Source organism: Bradyrhizobium sp. C9 (assembly GCF_002532045.1).
Lineage (GTDB): Bacteria > Pseudomonadota > Alphaproteobacteria > Rhizobiales > Xanthobacteraceae > Bradyrhizobium.
On sequence record NZ_NWTG01000004.1, the window covers coordinates 383,468 to 400,537 of the forward strand.

The 17,070-nt window shown below is 65.0% G+C and carries 12 protein-coding genes; 3 read left to right on the plus strand and 9 right to left on the minus strand.

Annotation, left to right across the window (positions count from 1 at the left end):
• Nucleotides 1-60: 60 nt before the first annotated feature.
• Nucleotides 61-1,857, minus strand: a complete 1,797-nt coding sequence (gene argS / locus CO675_RS12485; RefSeq protein WP_097672194.1) for an arginine--tRNA ligase — start codon at nucleotides 1,855-1,857, stop codon at nucleotides 61-63.
• A gap of 9 nt (nucleotides 1,858-1,866) precedes the next feature.
• On the minus strand, nucleotides 1,867-3,075 hold the full coding sequence (locus CO675_RS12490; RefSeq protein ID WP_097672195.1) for a deoxyguanosinetriphosphate triphosphohydrolase: 1,209 nt from the start codon (nucleotides 3,073-3,075) through the stop codon (nucleotides 1,867-1,869).
• Between the two features lie 138 nt (nucleotides 3,076-3,213).
• Between CO675_RS12490 and erpA the strand changes: the two genes are divergently transcribed.
• Nucleotides 3,214-3,543 carry an iron-sulfur cluster insertion protein ErpA gene (gene erpA, locus CO675_RS12495; protein ID WP_021081206.1) on the plus strand — a complete coding sequence of 110 codons (330 nt, stop codon included), beginning with the start codon at nucleotides 3,214-3,216 and terminating at the stop codon, nucleotides 3,541-3,543.
• 63 nt (nucleotides 3,544-3,606) lie between these two features.
• Here erpA and CO675_RS12500 read toward each other — a convergent pair whose 3' ends face one another.
• Together CO675_RS12500 and CO675_RS12505 are read right to left on the minus strand one after the other, a co-directional pair.
• Nucleotides 3,607-6,729, minus strand: a complete 3,123-nt coding sequence (locus CO675_RS12500) for an efflux RND transporter permease subunit (protein ID WP_097672196.1) — start codon at nucleotides 6,727-6,729, stop codon at nucleotides 3,607-3,609.
• Between the two features lie 3 nt (nucleotides 6,730-6,732).
• Nucleotides 6,733-7,866: an efflux RND transporter periplasmic adaptor subunit gene (locus CO675_RS12505; RefSeq protein WP_097672197.1), complete on the minus strand. Its 1,134-nt coding sequence runs from the start codon at nucleotides 7,864-7,866 to the stop codon at nucleotides 6,733-6,735.
• A 112-nt stretch (nucleotides 7,867-7,978) separates the two neighbouring features.
• Here CO675_RS12505 and CO675_RS12510 point away from each other — a divergent pair, with 112 nt between their 5' ends.
• Both CO675_RS12510 and xth read left to right on the plus strand, forming a co-directional pair.
• Nucleotides 7,979-8,527, plus strand: a complete 549-nt coding sequence (locus tag CO675_RS12510) for a GNAT family N-acetyltransferase (protein WP_198964576.1) — start codon at nucleotides 7,979-7,981, stop codon at nucleotides 8,525-8,527.
• A gap of 44 nt (nucleotides 8,528-8,571) precedes the next feature.
• Nucleotides 8,572-9,369: an exodeoxyribonuclease III gene (gene xth / locus CO675_RS12515; protein WP_097672199.1), complete on the plus strand. Its 798-nt coding sequence runs from the start codon at nucleotides 8,572-8,574 to the stop codon at nucleotides 9,367-9,369.
• A 33-nt stretch (nucleotides 9,370-9,402) separates the two neighbouring features.
• Here the strand turns inward: xth and CO675_RS12520 are convergent, their stop codons facing one another.
• The 5 genes from CO675_RS12520 to CO675_RS12540 form a co-directional block, all read right to left on the minus strand.
• Entirely contained in the window at nucleotides 9,403-10,239 is an 837-nt protein-coding gene (locus tag CO675_RS12520; protein ID WP_198964577.1) for a tetratricopeptide repeat protein, read from the minus strand.
• Nucleotides 10,226-11,950, minus strand: coding sequence for a dihydroxy-acid dehydratase (gene ilvD, locus CO675_RS12525; protein WP_097672201.1), 1,725 nt, complete (start codon nucleotides 11,948-11,950; stop codon nucleotides 10,226-10,228). Before ilvD ends, CO675_RS12520 begins: the two co-directional genes overlap by 14 nt.
• Before the next feature lie 398 nt (nucleotides 11,951-12,348).
• Nucleotides 12,349-13,980 carry a sensor domain-containing diguanylate cyclase gene (locus tag CO675_RS12530; protein ID WP_097672202.1) on the minus strand — a complete coding sequence of 544 codons (1,632 nt, stop codon included), beginning with the start codon at nucleotides 13,978-13,980 and terminating at the stop codon, nucleotides 12,349-12,351.
• Between the two features lie 156 nt (nucleotides 13,981-14,136).
• Nucleotides 14,137-15,051, minus strand: a complete 915-nt coding sequence (locus CO675_RS12535; protein ID WP_097672203.1) for a hydroxymethylglutaryl-CoA lyase — start codon at nucleotides 15,049-15,051, stop codon at nucleotides 14,137-14,139.
• Nucleotides 15,048-17,057 (minus strand): acetyl/propionyl/methylcrotonyl-CoA carboxylase subunit alpha, encoded by a 2,010-nt coding sequence (locus CO675_RS12540; protein WP_097672290.1) that lies wholly within the window; start codon nucleotides 17,055-17,057, stop codon nucleotides 15,048-15,050. Before CO675_RS12540 ends, CO675_RS12535 begins: the two co-directional genes overlap by 4 nt.
• Nucleotides 17,058-17,070 lie beyond the last annotated feature (13 nt).

A 17,070-nucleotide genomic window follows, 5' to 3' on the forward strand; every position in this document is an offset into this window, starting at 1 on the left:
GAGTTGGCCCCTGCCAGATGCCCTCACAAATCCCCACTCGTGAGGGCCTAATGCCCCTGCCTACCGCATCTCGGTCGGAGCGTGGACGCCTAGAACAGCTAAGCCCGATGCCAGAACCGAGACGACGCCCTGAACCATTGCCAGTCGCGCCCTCGTGATCTCTGCATCATTATTGATAATGAAGCGTAAATAGGGCAAATCGCGCCCCTTGGTCCACAGCGCATGAAATTCACTGGCCAAATCATATAGATAAAAAGCGATTCGGTGCGGCTCGTGTGCCACCGCGGCAGCTTCGATCATCCGGGGATAGAGCGCAAGCCGCTTGAGCAGGTCGAGCTCGGCCGGATCGGTCAGCAGTTCGACCGCAGCGTTCCCCAGATAGGCCAGGCGGGCCTCGTCGGTCTCGGGCAGATCGGGAACCGCCTCCTCCCGCGCATTGCGGAAGATCGAATGGCCGCGGGCGTGGCCGTACTGGACGTAGAAGACCGCGTTGTCCTTCGACTGCTCGATCACCTTGGCGAGGTCGAAATCGAGCACCGCGTCGTTCTTGCGGAACAGCATCATGAACCGGACCGCGTCCGAGCCGACCTCGTCGACCACTTCGCGCAGCGTGACGAATTCGCCGGAGCGTTTCGACATCTTCACCGGCTCGCCGTCGCGCAGCAGCTTGACGAGCTGCACGATCTTGACGTCGAGCGTGGCCTTGCCGGCAGTCACCGCCTTCACCGCCGCCTGCATGCGCTTGATGTAGCCGCCGTGATCGGCGCCGAACACGTCGATCAGGTTGCTGAAGCCGCGCTCGAACTTGTTGCGGTGGTTGGCGATGTCGGACGCGAAATAGGTGTACGAGCCATCCGATTTGATCAGCGGACGATCGACGTCGTCGCCGTAGTCTGTGGCGCGGAACAGCGACTGCTCGCGGTCCTCATAATCCTCGACCGGTTTGCCCTTCGGCGGCGGCAGGCGGCCTTCGTAGATGTCGCCCTTGGCGCGCAGGAAATCGATCGTCTCGGCGACCTTGTTGTTGCCTGACGTAATTAGCGAGCGCTCGGAGAAGAACACATCGTGATGGATGTTGAGCGCGGCGAGATCCCCCTTGATCATCTCCATCATCATGGCGATCGCCTTGTCGCGCACGATCGGCAGCCATGCAGCTTCGCTCATGTCGAGCAGCTTCTCGCCGTATTCCTTGGCGAGCGCGGCGCCGACCGGTACGAGGTAATCGCCGGGATAGAGCCCCTCCGGGATAGCGCCGATGTCCTCACCGAGCGCCTCGCGGTAACGCAGGAACGCCGAGCGCGCGAGCACGTCGACCTGGGCGCCGGCGTCGTTGATGTAATATTCGCGGCAGACATCGAAGCCCGCGAATTGCAGCAGGCTGCACAGCGCGTCGCCGAACACGGCGCCGCGGCAATGCCCGACATGCATCGGACCGGTCGGATTGGCCGAGACGTATTCGACATTGACCTTCTCGGCCTTGCCGATGTCGCTGCGCCCGTAGGCCGAGCCAGCGGCCAGCACGGCGCGCAGCGCATCCGCCCAGACCTGCGGCTTCAAGGTCAGGTTGATGAAGCCGGGCCCGGCGACTTCAACGGACGCCACCAGCGCATCGGCCCGCAGCCGCTCGGCGATCTTGTCGGCGAGTTCGCGCGGCTTTGCCTTGGCCTCCTTGGCGAGCACCATCGCGGCATTGGTCGCCATGTCGCCATGGCTGGCATCGCGCGGCGGCTCGACCACGACGCGTGTGAGATCGATGCCCGCGGGCCAGTTGTCCTCGGCAGCGACAGCGGCACAGATCGCGTGCACGCGCGCCAGCATGTCGGCAAAAAGGTGTGATGGTGCAGTGGTGTCGGCCATGGCAGGGCGCTAACGCAAATCCGGGGTCGAGTCAAAAAGCCTTTGGTGTTCGATCAGGGCAAAACGGTCGGTCATCCCGGCAATGAAATTGCCGATCCGCCTGTTCCGCGCGCTGCCGGTCTCCTGCACGCTGCCCTCGATCCATTCCGCCGGCAGGTCGCCCGGCGATTGCCGGTAACGCTCATACAGATTGCGCACCACCTGCTCGGCCTCCCGCATCACCAGCATCACCCGCCGGTGGCGATACATCCGCCGGAACAGGAATGCCTTGATCGCCGCCTCCTGCTCGGCCACCTCGGGCGGAAACGCGATCAGCGGCGCGTTGTGGTGGCGCACGTCCTGGGCCGATTGCGGCTGCGCGGCCGCGAGCCGCCGGGTGGCCTCGTTGAACACTGCATTGATGAAATGCGAGATCAGTTCACGCACCAGTTCGGCGCCGCGCCGGACCTCGTCGAGCCCGGGATAGTGGCGATCGATCTCGGCGATGATCTCTGATGTCAGCGGCATCTCCTTGAGGTCGTCGACCGCAAACAGGCCGGCGCGCAGGCCGTCGTCGATATCGTGCGCATCATAGGCGATGTCGTCGGCGAAGGCCGCGATCTGCGCCTCGAGCGAGGCATAGCTCCAGAGCTCGAGGTCGTAAGTCTGGTTGTAGTCGGCGATTCCGATCGGAAGTCCGCTGTCGAGGTAGCGGCCGCTAGGTGCGCCGTTGCGTTCGGTCAGCGGGCCGTTGTGCTTGACGATGCCCTCGAGCGATTCCCAGGTCAGGTTCAGCCCGCCGAATTCGGGGTAGCGATGCTCCAGCGAGGTGACGACCCGCAGCGCCTGCGCATTGTGGTCGAAGCCGCCATCATCCTTGAGGCATTCGTCGAGCGCCCGCTCCCCGGCATGCCCGAACGGCGGGTGGCCGAGATCGTGCGCAAGCGCCAGCGTCTCGGTCAGATCCTCGTCGACGCCGAGCTGGCGCGCCAGCGCGCGGGCGATCTGCGCGACCTCCAGCGAATGGGTCAGCCGGGTGCGGTAGTGATCGCCCTCGTGGAAGACGAAGACCTGGGTCTTGTGCTTGAGGCGGCGAAACGCGGTGGAATGGATCACCCGGTCGCAGTCGCGCCGGAACGGGCTGCGGGTCCGGCTCGGCGGCTCCATGACAAGCCGGCCGCGGCTGCGATCGGGGTCGCAGGCATAAGGCGCGCGGGGGGCAGCCATTCCGACCGACACGGTATTTTAGTCCTTATCCATTTGATTCCACGGTCCGACGCACTTAACTATGACTGAAGCGGCTGACCAAATGAATTGGGCATGACGCCGGGCATGATCCGATCAGATCGCGCCCAGATTGGGTTTCGGAGACCGACCATGACTGCTGCCATCACCGTCAGCGAACGGGCCGCCCGCCGGATCGGGCAGATCCTCAGCAAGGAAGGCGACGGCGCCAAGCTGCGCATTTCCGTCGAAGGCGGCGGCTGCTCCGGTTTCCAGTACAAATTCGACGTCGAGCGCACCCAGGCCGATGACGACCTCGTGATCGAGCGCGACAGCGCCGTGGTGCTGATCGACCCCGCCTCGGTCCCGTTCCTCGCGGGCTCGGAGGTCGACTTCGTCGACGACCTGATCGGCGCCTCGTTCCGCGTCGTTAACCCGAATGCCACCGCCTCCTGCGGCTGCGGCACCAGCTTCTCGATCTGACGCTTCCTCAGCTGACGCGGCGTCCCGACGCGAGCCGATAACCGGTTCGCGGCAACCACTGTCTTATTCCGCCGCGACCACCTGCGGGCGCTCGACATCGCCGCCCGCCTGCGGATCGAGCTTGCGGCGCAGCCTGCGGTCGATGCGGTCGAGGTAGATGTAGATCACAGGCGTGATGAACAGCGTCAGCAGCTGCGACACGCAGAGGCCGCCGACCACTGCGACACCGAGCGGCTGACGCAGCTCGGCGCCGGCTCCGGCGCCGAGCGCGATCGGCAGCGTGCCGAAGATCGCCGCGAACGTCGTCATCATGATCGGGCGGAAGCGCAGCAGCGCGGCCTCGCGGATCGCGTGCTCGGCGCTGAGGCCGACGCGGCGGCGCTCCAACGCGAAGTCCACCATCATGATCGCGTTCTTCTTGACGATGCCGACCAGCATCACGATGCCAATCATCGCAATCACCGACAGCTCCATCCCGAACAGCATCAGCGTCAGGATCGCGCCGATGCCGGCCGACGGCAGGCCCGAGATGATCGTGATCGGATGAATGAAGCTCTCGTAGAGAATGCCGAGGATCACAAAGGCCGCGAACACGGCGGCGAGGATCAGGACACCCTGCCCGCGCAGCGAATCCTGGAACACCTGCGCGGTGCCGGAGAACCCGGTCGCGATCGTCGGCGGCAAATTCGCGTTCTGCTCGAGTTCGGTGATCTTGTCGACCGCATAGCCGAGCGAGTTGCCCGGCGCGAGATTGAACGAGATCGTCACCGCCGGCTGCTGGCCCTGGTGGTTGATCTGCAGCGGCCCGACCGTCGGCACCAACCGCGCCACCGCATTTAGCGGAATGGTCTGCCCGTTCGCGGTCTTCATGTAGAGTTTCGAGAGATCGGACGGATCGACGCGGAACTGCGGCTGCACCTCCAGGATGATCTGGTAGTCGTTCGACGGCATGTAGATGGTGCCGACCTGCCGCGAACCGTAGGCGTTGTAGAGCTGGTTGCGGACCTGGTCGACGGTGATGCCGTAGACCGCCGCCTTCTCGCGGTCGATATCGACCGTCATCTGCGGGTTCTTGATGTAGAGGTCGGTGGTGACGTCGAGCAGGCCCGGAATCTTCTCGATCTTGTCCCGCATCTCGGGCGCTAAGCGATACAGCGACTCGGTATCGCCACTCTGCATCACATACTGATACTGGCTCTTGGAGATGCGCCCGCCGATGTTGAGGTTCTGGACGCTCTGGAAGAACGCCTGCATGCCCGGGATCTCACGCGCCTTCTGGCGCAGCCGTCCGATCACGACGGAGGCATTGTCGCGGCTCTTCTGCGGCTTCAGCGCGATGAACAGGCGGCCGTAATTGGTGGTCGGGTTCGGGCCGCCGGAGCCGACGGTCGAATTGATGTAGTCGATCGCCGGATCGGTCCGCATCACCTCGACCAGCGCCTGCTGGCGCACCTTCATCGCCTCGAACGAGGTGTCGGTCGCCGCCTCCGTCACACCGATCAGGAAGCCGGTGTCCTCCTGCGGGAAGAAGCCCTTCGGCACGATCATGTAGAGATAGACGGTGCCGCCGAGCGTCGCGAGCGTCACGATCAGCATCAGGGCCTTCTTGGCCAGCACCCGGTCCAGCGCCCATTCATAGGCGCGCAGCCAGGCCTCGAACATCGCCTCGAACGCCCGCAGCACGATGTTCGGCCGCTTGGTCGCGTCATGCGCGCGCAGCACGCGGGCGCACAGCATCGGCGTCAAGGTCAACGAGACGAAGCCGGAGACGATGATCGCGACCGAGATCGTGACGGCGAATTCGCGGAACACGCGGCCGACGATGCCGCCCATCAGCAGCACCGGGATGAACACGGCGATCAGCGAGAAGGTGATCGAGATGATCGTGAAGCCGATCTCGCGGGCGCCCTTCAGCGCCGCCTCGAACGGCTTCATGCCGTGCTCGATATGGCGGACGATGTTCTCCAGCATGACGATGGCGTCGTCGACCACGAAGCCTACCGAGAGCGTCAGCGCCAGCAGCGTCATGTTGTTGATCGAGTAATCCAGCGCGTACATCGCAGCGCAGGTGCCGAACAGCGAGATCGGCACCGCCAGCGCCGGGATGAACGTCGCCGACGCCGAGCGCAGGAACAGGAAGATCACGAGGATCACGAGCGCAATCGCGATCAGCAGGGTCTCCTCGACGTCGCTGACCGCCTGCCGGATCGAGACCGAGCGGTCCATCATGACTTGCATGGTCACCGACGGCGGGATCGCCGCGCGCAGCGACGGCAGCTTCGCCAGCACGGCATCGACCACAGCCACGGTGTTGGCGTCGGGCTGCTTCTGGATCGCGAGCACGATCGCCCGCTCGTCGTTCATCCAGGTCGCGATCTTGTCGTTCTCGACGCTGTCATAGACCTTGGCGATCTCGTCGAGGCGAACCGGCGAGCCGTTGCGCCAGGCGACGTAGATCTGGCGGTAGTCAGCCGCCTTGTCCATCTGGCCGGAGGCCTGCAGCGCGACGTCCTGCTTGGGGCCGTTCAGCGTGCCGACCGGGGTCGAGGAATTGGCGCGCGACACCGCAGCGCGGATGTCCTCCATCGAGACGCTGCGGGCGGCCGCGGCCTCCGGATCGGCCTGGACCCGGATCGCGAATTTCTGCGCGCCGTAGATCAGCACCTGGGCGACGCCGGGCAGCTGCGACAGCGCCTGCCCGATCGTGATGTCGCCATATTCGTTGACCGCCGACAGCGGCAGCGTCGCCGATCCCAGCGAGACGAACAGCACCGGGAAATCGGCCGGGTTCACTTTCCGGAAGCTCGGCGGGATCGTCATCTCGATTGGCAGCCGGCGCTGCGCGATGGTCAATGCCGTCTGCACGTCGAGCGCTGCGGCATCGATGTTGCGGTTGAGGTCGAACTGGATGGTGATGACGCTCGTCCCCTGCGAGGAGTTCGAGTTCATCGAGGAGATGCCGGCGATGGTCGAGAGCTGCCGCTCGATGATGCCGGCGACGGAAGCGGCCATGGTGTCGGCGCTGGCGCCCGGCAGCGTGGCGGTGACCGCGATGGTCGGGAAATCCACCTTGGGCAGCGCCGAGACCGGCAGCAGGCGGAAGCCGAACACGCCGAATGCGATGATCGACGCCGTGATCAGCGTCGTCATGACCGGGCGGCGGATGCAGAGCTCGGAGAGCGTCATCGGTCAGGCTCCGGCCTTGCGCGCCCGCAGCTCGACCCGCGATCCCTCCGACAGCAGCAACTGCCCGTCGACGACGATGCTTTCATCTCCCGCCAATCCGTCCGAGATCACCGATGAGCCCTGGAAGGTGCGATCGACCTTGACCGGTCGGACCTTGGCGACGCCGTCCTGGACGACGAAAACGAAGTTGCCATTCTGGCTGCGCTGCACCGCGACCGTCGGCACCACGACCGCGTCTTCGCTGCGGATGATGAGCTTGGTCTGCACGATGGTGCCGGGCCACAGCGTTTCGTTCGCGTTGTTCATGATGCCGCGCACAGTGACCATGCCGGTGGTCGCATCGACGGCGTTTTCGACCATCGCCACCTTGCCGCCCTCGGAGCGCTGGTGGCCGGGGATGGTCGCGATCACCTTGGGATCGTCCTTCCCCATGGCGTCGCGCAGATCGACCAGCGCACGCTGGGGAATGGCGAAGGTGACATAGACCGGCGCCATCTGGTTGATGACCGCGAGCGGCTGGGTGTCGGCGGGGCGGACAAAGTTTCCGACCTTGACGTTGGCGGCGCTGATCCGGCCCGAGAACGGTGCGCGGATCACGGTGTAGCTCTTCTGGACGCGGAGGTTTTCCAGCGCGAACTGGTCGGCCTTGATGGTGCCGATCAGGACGTCGGACTGGGTCTTGGCGTTGTCGAGGTTGACCTGCGTGGTCGCGCCCTTGCCGACCAGCTCGGTGTAGCGGCGGAGGTCGCGCTGCGCGCCCTCGAGCTGGGCCTGGTCGCGGGCCAGGACGCCCTCGGCCTGTTCGATCTGGGCGTCGATCTGCCGCGCGTCGAGCGTGAACAGCAGGTCGCCCTCATTGACCTTGGCGCCATCCTGGAAATGCACCGAGACGATGGTGGTCTCGAGCCGCGACTTCAGCGCCACGCTGGAGATCGGTGTGACCTGTCCGATCGCGTCGACATCGACCGGTACCGATTTGCGTTCGGCCTTGGCGAGATCCACCGAGACCACGCGCGGCCGCGGCGTCCCCTGCGCGGTGGTCGTGCCGCCCCCCATCCATGATGCGCGGGTCATGTAGGCCGCCGCGGCTGCAATGCCGAGAACAGCGACAGTCAGAACCAAATTGCGTTTTTTCATACGTCTTGCACGTGCGCCGCCCGCTACCCCTCAAGGCCGGGACGCTTCGCAACTCCCCATCGGCAATTGTTACGCCTTGTTTCTGGGGAGGGTTAGCACAGGCGGACCGCCCATGGTATGCCACCTAAGTGAAATCCTGGGCTTCAAATCCGGTCATGCGCAGGCCCGCCGCCGGACGTCTTGGCTGACCGCGCCGCATCGTTCCGCTTCATCGAGCTTTCCGAATCGCGACCTTATGTCCATCTCCGTCCTTGTCTGCCCCTGGGAAGAAGCCCGCGAACGCTCACGTGCCATCCGCTACAGCGTCTTCGTCGAGGAGCAGCGCGTGCCGGTGGAACTGGAATGGGACGACATGGACGCGACGAGCTGGCATGCGCTGGCGTTGGCCGAGGACGGCATGCCGGTGGCGACAGGCCGGCTGCTGCCCGATGGCCATATCGGGCGCATGGCCGTAGTCAAAGCGGCGCGCGGCACCGGTATGGGCGCCCGCGTGCTGGACGCGCTGATGGCCAAGGCGGCCGAACTCGGCTATCCGGAACTGATCCTCAACGCGCAGACCCACGCGGAGCAGTTCTACGCGCGCGTCGGCTTTAAGCGGGTCGGCACGGAGTTCGAGGAGGCCGGCATCCCACACATCGAGATGCGGAAGCGCTTGGTCTAAGCGGGGCGGCGCTCGGTCACGTGCCCCACAATGAAGGAAGTCCGATGGCAGTTCGCATCGCTACGTGGAACGTCAACTCGGTCCGGCAACGGATCGAGCTTCTGGTCGCCTGGCTGAAGGAGTGTTCCCCCGACATCGTCTGCCTGCAGGAGATCAAATGCGTCGACGACGCGTTCCCCCGGCTCGAGGTCGAGGCGCTCGGGTATAATGTCGTCACCCACGGCCAGAAGACCTTCAACGGCGTCGCGCTTCTGTCCAAGCTGCCGTTCGACGAGACCAAATCGGGCCTTGCCGGCGACGACGAGGACGCCCATGCCCGCTTCCTTGAAGGCGTCGTCACGCTGAAACAGGGCGTGGTGCGAGTTGCGTGCCTTTATCTGCCCAATGGCAACCCTGCGAACACCGACAAATATCCCTACAAGCTCAAATGGATGTCGCGGCTTCTTGAGTACACGCGGGAACGGCTTAAGGCCGAGGAGCCGTTGATCCTGGCCGGCGACTTCAACGTCATTCCGGCGGCCCGCGACGTCTACAATCCGGCCGCCTGGGCCGATGACGCGCTGTTCCGCCCCGCCACCCGCGAAGCCTTCCAGTCGCTGCTCGGCCTCGGCCTGACCGATGCGCTGCGCGCGGTCAATGACGCGCCGGGCCAGTATACCTTCTGGGACTACCAGGCAGGCGCCTGGCAGAAGAACTGGGGCCTGCGCATCGACCATTTGCTGATGTCGCCGCAGGCGAGCGACCGGCTGATCGATGTCGGGATCGACAGCTATGTCCGCGCCTGGGAGAAGCCGTCCGACCATGTCCCGGTCTGGGCCGATCTCGATTTCGAGACCACCTAAGTCCGGCGGCCAGGATATCAATCCCGGCGGCCTCTAATCCCGGCGGCCCTGCACCCAGTGCTCGAGCATCTGCAGCGCCATCGCGCGGTCGTCCTCGGACGCCTTGGCGATCGCCCGGTTGTAGCTTTCCTTGATCCAGGCCTCTTCCGGCGTCGCGCTGTCGCGCGCCAGGGTCAGCCACATCAGGCCGCGGGCCCGCTGCGGCGGCAGCCGGTCGCCGTTGAACAGCATCTGGCCAAGCAGCGCCTGCGCCTGGTGCTGGCCCTTCTGGGCGGCAAGGCCGAGCCAGCGTGCGCCATAGCGGAAATCGTCCCGCGAGGCATCCGGCGTCTTCAGATAGAGCCGGGCCAGGTCGTACTGGGCGTCGGCATTGCCGAAATAGGATGCGGCATAGGAGAACATCTCCCGCGCCCGTTCGGTGTCCGCCTTCACCTTGGAATTGGGAATGCCGCTCAGATAATAGCGGCCGAGCGCCACGAAGGCGTTGGCCACGATCGAGGCCTGCGGCGCCGACGGCGAATCCTCGGCATGCGCGTTGGCGATCCGGCTGAAATACTCGAAGGCGCGCATGTCGTCCTGGATGACGCCGTCGCCCTCGGCGTACATCTTGCCGAGCTTCCACTGCGCCACGGGATGACCACCCTCGGCCTGGTACTGCAGCGTGCTGAAGGAGGAGGTCGGCGCGGTCGCGGCAGGAGCAACCGGCGTCGTGGCCCGCTTCAGGGCACCGGCCGTGCCGGGCTGCGGCGCGACCACCGGAAGAACGGTATCCTGGGGGCTGACCGGGGCGCCGTCGAATCCGAATCCGGGGCCTGCCACCGGAATGGCCCCTAACGCAAACGCCAATATCGTACGCCTAAACGTCCGCATAACACTGTTTCTCGTGCGCGCCACCCGGATGGGTGACTGCGCCATCCACCGCCGGCCCCACTTGCTCGGCGTACTTCCACAGCGCACCAGATGTGTGGTTAGTCGCCCGAGGGGCCCATTTGGTCTTACGATTTGCGAGCTCGGCGTCGCTCAATTTTACGTCAAGTGTGCCGGCGACCGCATCGATCTCGATGATGTCGCCGTCCTGCAATAACCCGATCGGCCCGCCGACGGCCGCTTCAGGTCCAATATGGCCGATGCAGAAGCCACGGGTGGCGCCGGAAAACCGGCCATCGGTGATCAGGGCAATCTTGCCGCCCATCCCCTGCCCGGTCAGCGCCGCCGTGGTCGCCAGCATCTCCCGCATCCCGGGACCGCCCTTCGGTCCCTCGTAACGGATCACAATCACTTCGCCTTCCTTATAGGTGCGCTTCTGCACCGCCTCGAAGGCGTCTTCCTCGCGGTCGAAGCACCGGGCCGGACCGGTGAACTTCAGGTTGGACATTCCCGCGACCTTCACGATCGCACCCTCCGGAGCGAGATTACCCTTCAGCCCGACAACGCCACCCGTCACGGTGATCGGATTGTCGGCGGGCCGCACCACGTCCTGGTGCGGATTCCATTTCACGCTTTTGAGGTTTTCGGCGATCGTTCGGCCAGTGACGGTCAGGCAATTCCCGTGCAGGTGGCCATTGTCGAGCAGCGTTTTCATCAGCAGCGGAATGCCACCAACTTCAAACATGTCTTTGGCAACATAACGGCCGCCCGGCTTCAAATCCGCGACGTAAGGAGTCTTTTTGAAGATTTCGGCAACGTCGAACAAATTGAACTTGATGCCGCACTCATGGGCGATCGCCGGCAGGTGCAGCGCAGCATTGGTCGAACCACCTGAGGCTGCAACCACGGCCGCAGCGTTTTCAAGGGCTTCCCGGGTGACGATGTCGCGGGGCCGAATGTTTTTCTCGATCAGCTCCATCACCTTCTCGCCGGCGGCGGCGCAGAAGGCGTCGCGGATCTCGTAAGGCGCCGGAGCGCCGGCCGAATACGGGAGCGCGAGGCCGATCGCCTCGGACACGGTCGCCATGGTGTTGGCGGTGAACTGGGCACCGCAGGCGCCGGCCGACGGGCACGCCACCCGCTCGATTTCGTCGAGGTCCTCGTCCGACATGGCGCCGACCGAGTGCTTGCCGACCGCCTCGAACATATCCTGCACGGTGACCGGCTGCCCGCGGAAGTTGCCGGGCAGGATCGAGCCGCCATAGATGAAGATCGACGGCACGTTGAGCCGGACCATCGCCATCATCATACCCGGCAGCGACTTGTCGCAGCCGGCGAGCCCGACCAGCGCATCGTAGGAATGGCCGCGAACGGTGAGTTCGACCGAATCGGCGATGCATTCCCGCGACGGCAGCGACGAGCGCATGCCGTCATGGCCCATCGCGATACCGTCGGTGACGGTGATGGTGCAGAACTCGCGCGGCGTGCCGCCGGCCGAGGCCACGCCCTTCTTCACCGCCTGCGCCTGGCGCATCAGCGAAATGTTGCAGGGAGCAGCTTCATTCCAACATGAAGCAACGCCGACAAACGGTTGATGAATCTGGGTTGTGGTCAGCCCCATCGCATAGAGATAGGACCGATGCGGCGCGCGCTGGGGCCCCTCCGTCACGTGACGGCTCGGCAGCCTGCCCTTGATGTTCGTCTTGGCGTCCATCGCGACCCTGTTCCCGGCGCTCTTTCCTCCAACAACGCCGGAACCGACCAAAAGTCCCGTCGTCGCGAGCGCTGGCTATTCAGCTAGGTGAATATCCTTTCATGTCAGGGTGTGGCCAAAAAGCGGCGCGACTACGGACCGGCTGTGTTTAGGGTTAAATGTCCAGTAACTGTTGCGATGACGCAACAATCGTGGCTCCCGGGCAACCATGTATTATTGATCCTTATGGGAACCTGACGTGGACCTGACCAAATGGCCGTGACGTTGCCATCCCGCGACGAAACTCGCTCAAGTTGCGGATCGAAATGCCTACCAGGTTCCATTTCTGATAAAGCAAAATATTTTTGCTGCGGGACTTGCACTGCCGGGTCGCCCTGGAATGACGATGGGAGACGTCGCTACTCAGCCGCCAACTTCGGTGGCGCCGGAGGCGCCCAGCACACGACACGATTCCGGCCGTGCTCCTTGGCCCGATAGAGCGCAGCATCGGCGGCCTTCATCAGGGCGTCTATCCCGGACATGCTGGTGATGGCCTCGGCAACGCCGATGCTGACCGTGAATGACACCGGCCGATCGTCCACCCGCAGCGCCAACCCTTCCGCCCGCTTGCGAATGCGCTCGGCGACCGTTCGGGCGCGCGACAACGTGGTTTCCGGCAGCAGAACCGCGAACTCCTCGCCGCCGACGCGGCCGACAACGTCGGACTTGCGCTTGCCGCGCGTGCAAATCTCGGCGACGGCCTTGATGGCCTCGTCACCGGCCGCATGACCGAAGCGGTCATTGATGCTCTTGAAGTAGTCGATATCGACCATCAGGACGGAGACGGAGCGATAGTAGCGCTGGAACCGGCTCCACTCTGCATCGAGCGTCGTGAGGAAATGCCTGCGGTTGAACAGCCCGGTAAGCGGATCGGTGGTCGCGAGCACTTCGAGCTGTCGCGCGTTACCGACAAGGTCAGTCACGTCGACGAAGGTCAGCATCCGGCCCCCGTTCGCCATCGTCGAGCAGTGGATCCTGATGTTGCGGCCGTCGGGCGTCTGGACGTCGCGCTTGTGATCGCCCGCCTTGATCTCCGCGATCCGCTTTGCTGGAAACGCTCTGATCTGTTCCGGGGTCGAGCCCGTCGGGACCGCCCGGCGGCTGCGCGTGAGCAGCGTGACGTACGCCGGATGCCGCGCCACCTCCTCCTCGCTCACCTCCCAGAATTCCCGCATTCGCCGGTTGAGGAAAACCACATTGAGATCGCGATCGAGCAGGACGACGCCGTCCTCCACGTTCTCGAGCGCACCGGTCAGCGCCTTCAACTTGTCCGATGCGCGCACGATGTCGGTCACCGGCGTGTAGCTTACCATCCGGCCGCCGTCGGGCAGCGGTGTGCACTGACACCGAACCACATCGCCATTGCTGCGCCTGAGATCGATCGGGTTTGCGTCGCCGACGGCCACGAGGCGGACGCGTTCGGCAACGTAGGCTTGAAGCTGCTCAGCCGGCAGCTCGTAGGCCATGGTCTTGCAGCCGTGATGCATCAGGTCGGTGAAGCTGGGATTGCGGTCGGCCGACGCGTCGGGAAGCTGCCACATGTTGCGGAACGCGCGGTTGATGAAAAGGGCCTTCAGCTCCGCGTCCAAAAGCAGGATGCCGACCGGGATCTGATCGAGCGCCGAGCGTAGCGCCAGCATGTGCCCGCGCAGAATATCGCCGCTGCGCCGCTCCGGAACGGCGGATGGCACAGGAGCGGCAGACACGGCAGCAGCAGGCGCGGGAGCCGCAGCGCTCGCCTGCTGCGCCTCAAACACCAGGCCGAGTTGGCGGTCCGATTGCCACAGCCGCTTGCATGGCCTCACCTGATTGGTGCCGACGATCAACAGCTGGACCTGGTCAGGAATACCGACGACACTCTCGAGTTCCACGGTGGCGCCCGTATCGGTGAGCTGCCGGACCGTGCAATCGAAGGCCGACCGACCGAAATTGAAGACGATCTTTCCGGCCAAAAACGTTCGACCGCGGGAAGCTGACACCTGTCCGGACATGGCGAGACGCACCTGGAGCAATTGCGAGCCCCCTCACCTCAGCATGTTTGAGTCACCAAGCAATGAACGCTTTCGAGGCGTTTTGACCCAGAGCAAAGGGGGTGCGGTGCAAAACGGGTTCCATCGTCCGCTTCCTGGAACCCGTGCGGTGGAGAACTACGATCCGCCGAGCCGCTTCCGTTTCGCGTTCAGCGCGGATGCAACGCGGCTGACCGGCGGACGGCCCAGCAACCCTGCGACCTCGTTGGTCGTGGCCAGCAGCCTGTCCATATCGACACCGGTTTTGACGCCCATGCCTTCGAGCATGAAGACGACATCCTCGGTTGCGACGTTGCCGGTGGCGCCGGGCGCGTAGGGGCAGCCGCCGAGGCCGCCGGCTGCGGCATCGATCACGCGCACGCCCTCCTCCATGCCGGCATAGAGATTTGCGAGCGCCTGGCCATAGGTGTCGTGGAAATGCATCGCGAGATTGGCGACCGGAAGCTCGGCGCCGACCGCGCGCAGCATCTCCTTGGCCCTGAGCGGCGTGCCGACGCCGATGGTGTCGCCGAGCGATATCTCGTAGCAGCCGAGATCCCACAGGGTCATCGCGAGATCAGCGACCGCCTTCGGCTTGATCTCGCCGTCGAACGGACAGCCGAGCACGCAGGAGATATAGCCGCGCACCTTGACGCCATCGGCCTTGGCGCGCGCTAGCACCGGCTTGAAGCGCTCGATCGATTCTGCGATCGAGCAATTGATGTTAGCGCGCGAGAAGCCTTCGGAAGCCGCAGCGAACACCGAAACGACCTGGGCCCCGGCCGCGCGCGCAGCGTCATAGCCCTTCTCGTTCGGCACCAGCACGTGGAATTCGGCGTTCTTGACGTGACCGACGCCGCGCAGCACCTGGTCGGAACTCGCCATCTGCGGGATCGCCTTCGGCGACACGAAGGCGCCGACCTCGACGGTGTTAAGCCCCGCCGCCACCAGCGCCTCGACGAAGGCGATCCGCGCTTCGACGCTGACCGGCGTCTTCTCGTTCTGCAGGCCGTCGCGCGGCCCCATCTCGACGATATGGATCTGATCGCTCATGGCGCGGCCGTAGGCTCGACCTCGGCAAGCTCGACGCCCTCGCCGACGATGTCGCCGACCTTGCATTTCAGCTTCCTCAGCACGCCGGCATAGGGCGCGCGCAGGGTCTGCTCCATCTTCATCACTTCGAGCGTGAGGATCGGCGCGCCCTTCTCCAGCGTCGCGCCCTCCTCGGCCAGCAGCGCGACCACGGTGCCCGGCAGAGGCGCCACGATCTTGTCCTCGCCGACCTGTTCCTCGCTCTCGCCGCCGAACGGATCGACCCAGTGCAGGTCGAAGCGGCCGTTGCGGGTGCGCAGGTAAAGCTCGTGACCCTCGATGACGGATGCGACGCGCGATTTGAGGCCGTCGAGTGTCAGGTCGAAGCCATCCTCGCGGGGTGACGAAATCGCAAAGGCGAGCTCGCGCCCGCCGACCGACAGTGTCATCGGTCCGTTGCCATAATGCAGCGTAATCGCATGCGGCGGCTCGTGGCCCTGCCGGAGCGAGAACACCCGCTGGCGGCGGCCGACCGGCATCCAGCCGAAGGCCTGCCAGGGCGAGTTCGCCTCGCGGCGTGCCGCCTTCTGCTCATCATTGACGATCGCCGCCACCGCCGCGCAGAGCTCGAACTCACCGGCCGCACCGGTGCCTGATGTCAGGTTCTTCAACTCGCGCTCGATGAAGCCGGTATCGATCGCATTGGCGCGGGTCGCCGGATGCGTCACCAGCGCCGACAGGAACGGGATATTGGTGACGATGCCGCGGACATCGGTCCCTTCGAGCCCGCGATTGAGCTTCTCGATCGCGCCTTCGCGCGTCGGCGCCCAGGCGATCACCTTGGCGAGCATCGCGTCGTAATACGGCGAGACGTTATCGCCGCCGCGATAGCCGGCATCGATGCGCAGGCCGTCGCCTTCCGGCGGCGTCCGCCAGGTCTTGATGCGGCCGACCGAAGGCATGAAGTTCTTCTGCGGATTTTCCGCGTAGACGCGCGCCTCGATGGCGTGTCCGTTCAGCGTGATCTCGTTCTGCTTGAGCGGGAGCGCCTCGCCGAACGCGACGCGCAGCTGCCAATCGACGAGATCGACGCCGGTGATCAGCTCGGTAACGGGATGCTCGACCTGCAAACGGGTGTTCATCTCGATGAAGAACACGTCCTTGCCGTCGGAGACGAACTCGATGGTGCCGGCGCCGACATAGTTGACCGCACCGGCCGCCTTGCGGGCCGCCTCGCAGACCGTCTCGCGCTGCGCGGCGTTGAGCGTCGGCGACGGCGCCTCCTCGATCACCTTCTGGTGGCGGCGCTGCAGCGTGCATTCGCGCTCCCACAGCGAGAGCAGATTGCCGTGGCTGTCGCCGATGATCTGCACCTCGATATGGCGCGGGTTCTGCACGTACTTCTCGATCAGCATGCGGTCGTCGCCGAACGCCGCCTTGGCCTCGCGCTTGGCGCTGGTGATCGCGGCGGACAGCTCGCCCGCAGAATTGACCACGCGCATGCCGCGACCGCCGCCGCCGGCCGACGCTTTCACCAGCACCGGGAAGCCGATCCGGTTGGCGGCCTCCGCCAGGATCGCCTCGTCCTGCGCCTCGCCGTGATAGCCGGGCACCAGCGGCACGCCGGCCTTCTCCATCAGCGCCTTCGAGCCGGATTTGGACCCCATCGCCGTCATCATCGCGGCGGTCGGGCCGACGAACACCAGGCCTGCATCGAGGCAGGCCTGCGCGAACTCGGCATTTTCGGACAGGAAGCCGTAGCCGGGATGCACCGCCTCCGCGCCGGTCTGCTTGGCGGCCGCGATCACGCGCTCGATGTTGAGATAACTGTCGCGCGCCCGTGCCGGCCCGAGCAGCACGGCCTCGCCGGCAAGCGCGACATGCATCGCATCGCGATCGGCCTCCGAATAGACCGCGACGGTGCGTAGCCCCATGGCGCGCGCCGAGCGGATGACGCGGCAGGCGATCTCGCCGCGGTTGGCGATCAGAAGCGTGCGGAAACGCCGGTAGAGTTTTGAGCGGTCCATGATCAGATCCTGG